General features: G+C 59.7%; 3 protein-coding genes. 1 reads left to right on the top strand and 2 read right to left on the bottom strand.

Annotated features, from left to right (window positions below; translation table 11 throughout):
- Nucleotides 1-105 precede the first annotated feature (105 nt).
- On the bottom strand, nucleotides 106-276 hold the full coding sequence (locus GY937_10450; protein MCP5057130.1) for a hypothetical protein: 171 nt from the start codon (nucleotides 274-276) through the stop codon (nucleotides 106-108).
- Between the two features lie 773 nt (nucleotides 277-1049).
- On the opposite strand from GY937_10450, the gene GY937_10445 reads away from it, so the two are divergent.
- Complete coding sequence (locus tag GY937_10445; protein MCP5057129.1) at nucleotides 1050-1979, top strand: hypothetical protein; 930 nt, start codon at nucleotides 1050-1052, stop codon at nucleotides 1977-1979.
- 246 nt (nucleotides 1980-2225) lie between these two features.
- Here GY937_10445 and GY937_10440 read toward each other — a convergent pair whose 3' ends face one another.
- A complete protein-coding gene (locus GY937_10440) occupies nucleotides 2226-2690 on the bottom strand; it encodes a hypothetical protein (protein ID MCP5057128.1) in 465 nt (154 codons plus the stop codon).
- Between the last annotated feature and the right edge of the window lie 253 nt (nucleotides 2691-2943).

Genomic DNA, 2943 nt, shown 5'->3' with positions numbered 1-2943 from the left:
GGGTGGCGCGACATCGAGAAGCTCGTCCGAGCTCTCACCGTGTCCGAAACCAGCGAAGAGGCGACTGCAAAGCGCGTCGCCTAGGATTCAAACCGGAGCCGCCGCTCAGAGAAGATCAACAGCGGACGGGACATCCCCGAACTCGTCGATGAGCTCGAATTCAACAAGTACAACGAAGTCTCCGGAGAACCCGGGGTTCACTGCCCGCAGTTCGCAGTATCCACCCCGGACGATCAGATGATCTGGGTGCTTCCCAACCACTTCAAGAGCAAGCACGGAGGCAACGATCAACGTTCCCGCGACAAGCGCACCGCCCAGGCGATCACAACCCGCGCAATCTACGAACGCCTACGAAGCCAGGGCCACGAGAACGTCGTTGTCCTTGGCGATCTCAACGACACGCCCGACAGTGACGAGCTGAGTCCTCTCCTGGCTCGATCAGACCTGCGGGACGTGTCCGAGCACCAAAGCTTCGATCCTGGCGAATTTTCCGGCCGGGAAGGCACGAACGAACGTCGAATCGGGAGCGGCGATTGCGCCAATTCCCCTTCTATCCAACGACTTACGACTTCTCGGACGGGAAGTAGGCTAATGTTGGTAAACTGCTACGCCGAGAAGTAGACCAATGGCTAGGTTTTCTGTTTTGCTTTACTTTCGCCCCTGGGCTGGTATAATGTTCCCGCAAGGAGGAATACGACAATGTCCAGAGAGAAATCGGTTCCTCGGAGCTCGGCCCTTCAGAAGGCTCTGCTTGACCCTGTAGCGCGAGAGGCACTGCGCCGCGCGATTCATGGGGACACGAAGGCGAGCATTTCTATTGAAGGCAAGGCTTACCGCCTAACCCCACAATTCACGCCGAATCGGCCGATCCAAGGCAAGCGCGGGCCAAAGCGCTAGCCAGGCACGCCGTCTGCTGCATCCGCCGACCAGTCGACTCCGAACAGGTGGCGCCCTCGGCTGTGGAACGTAGGCTGCAGTCGCATGGGGCGGGTTCGGGGCGCGCACGATCGAGGCCGAGCGCATCGGCACGCAGCTAGGGGCTGCCGAAAGTGAACTTCGCCTTCCCGGTACTCCTCGTCGTTCTCTTGGTGCTCCCAGGCGCAATCGTCACCCAGTCCTACTATCTCGGGAATCGGTTCAATCCGTCCGGGCCTTCTCCGTTTACCCCCGAAGGCGTTGGCAAAGCCGCCGTATGGGCGGGCGCGCTTCACTTCCTCTGGATCTACGGGGCGTCACTCGTCGGCGAACCAGTTCAACTTGACATCGTACTATCGCTTCTTCTCGGGCCGAGAGACTCGACCTTCGCCGCGACCGTTGCCTCAGCTACCGCGCACCCCCGACTAACTTTCACGTACTTCTCGACTCTCTACTTCGCGTCTTGGGCCGCCGGCCACCTGTCTCGGACTGTCGTTCGCAGATTCAAACTAGACATCAAATACAGCAGGGTGCGATTCAGTAGCAAGTGGTGGTACCTCCTAAGCGGCGAAAGACTTTTTTTCCCCGAGTCAGAAGTCGAGCTCGCGCTTGAGAGCGTGCTCAGGGACAACCGAGATCGACTCGGTCAGGACAGGCCAATCGCACCGGTCAGAGCCCCTACGATCGAGGAAACCGGACCGCCGCTGGTCTTCATATCTGCAATCGTCACGCACGGAGATAAGTCTTACGTCTATACGGGGTTGGTGTCAGCATTCAGCCTAACACGGGTCGGAACTCTCGACACAATCGACATCACGCTTGCCCACCGCCGAGATCTGGAGACGACGTCACCTCCTACGGCGAGTTTCGTAGACCGAGTCTCCGACTCTCGGTACTACAGCATCGACGGCAACTTCGTCGTTCTCAAGTACGAGCACCTCCAAGAATTGAATCTCGACTACTACACTCTTCTGCCCGAAGGCGAAAACAGCGGCGCACTGCCTTGGACTCAAGAGTTCGAACTCGCCTTGACTCCGGGAGCACTGAAGACAGATCTCTGCTGAGTAGAATCCCTCCCTTGCAGGCTCTCCGACCCGCAGCCAGAAGACGAGTCTCCGGCAAACCCGGGGTGGTTCACATTGCGCGATACTGGACGCTCGCAGGGATCGAGTCAAGCACGGTGACGCGGACGCGAAGGAATTGCGGCCAGGGGGCGGTTCCCCCTGCCGCCGTGCCCCTCGTCGGTCTTGGTGGCCGCAGCCAGATGTCCAACTTCTATTGTTCAGGCGGGGGGCTGGCGACTCCATCTATCAAGACGAGCTCGGTGACGTCGTTTCGACTATCGGGCCTCGCGACGCACCCATTCCGATCTTCGCCACCTCGATTTCGTGAACCTCGGGCTCATCCTCGTCCGTTGCAAACTGGGTGGCACGGTCCATCTCCTCGACACGCCCGCGGGTTTGAGAGCGGATGCCATCGTAGAGGCTCTCGAGATTGCGACCCGTCAACACCACTTTGTGGGTGGAGAACGTCAGCGTCAAGCGCTCATGCGGGTGATACTCCACGTTCATCAGGCAGTGATACGGAAAGCTGAACCAGCTCTCGGCCTTCCGGCGGAACTCCAAGGCCCGCGGCAGTCCGTCTGAAATCGCAAGCGGCGACTGCTTGAAGACTGCCTCATTGACCGACTCGAACGGTCTGGGTTCTCCGGTTCCCGGCATCATCGGCCCCACGCCCTGCCGAGCATGTCGCTCAAAGCTGTCTTTCGCGCCCATGGCTCTCCCTCCACAGCGGTCTTCCAACCGCTCTCGCACGCTCCATGACCAGCGCCGTTTGACGCCGTGCGTAGTCGCGTGCCTCGTTCATCATGCGCTGGATCCAGACCACGTGTGTTGGCGATCACGAGAAACCGTAGAAATCTGATCATCTAGCCGTGGTCGCGCGCGAGTGCTGGTTTCTCGTCAGAACGGCGAATCGGTGTCGGTCGGATCGGTGTCGAGTTCGCGATCGAGAGCCGCGAGGTAGTGT

Source organism: bacterium, from assembly GCA_024228115.1.
In the GTDB taxonomy this organism is placed as follows: Bacteria; Myxococcota_A; UBA9160; order UBA9160; family UBA6930.
Note: the sequence above shows the minus strand (reverse complement) of the source record. Positions and strands in the feature narration are given on the sequence as shown.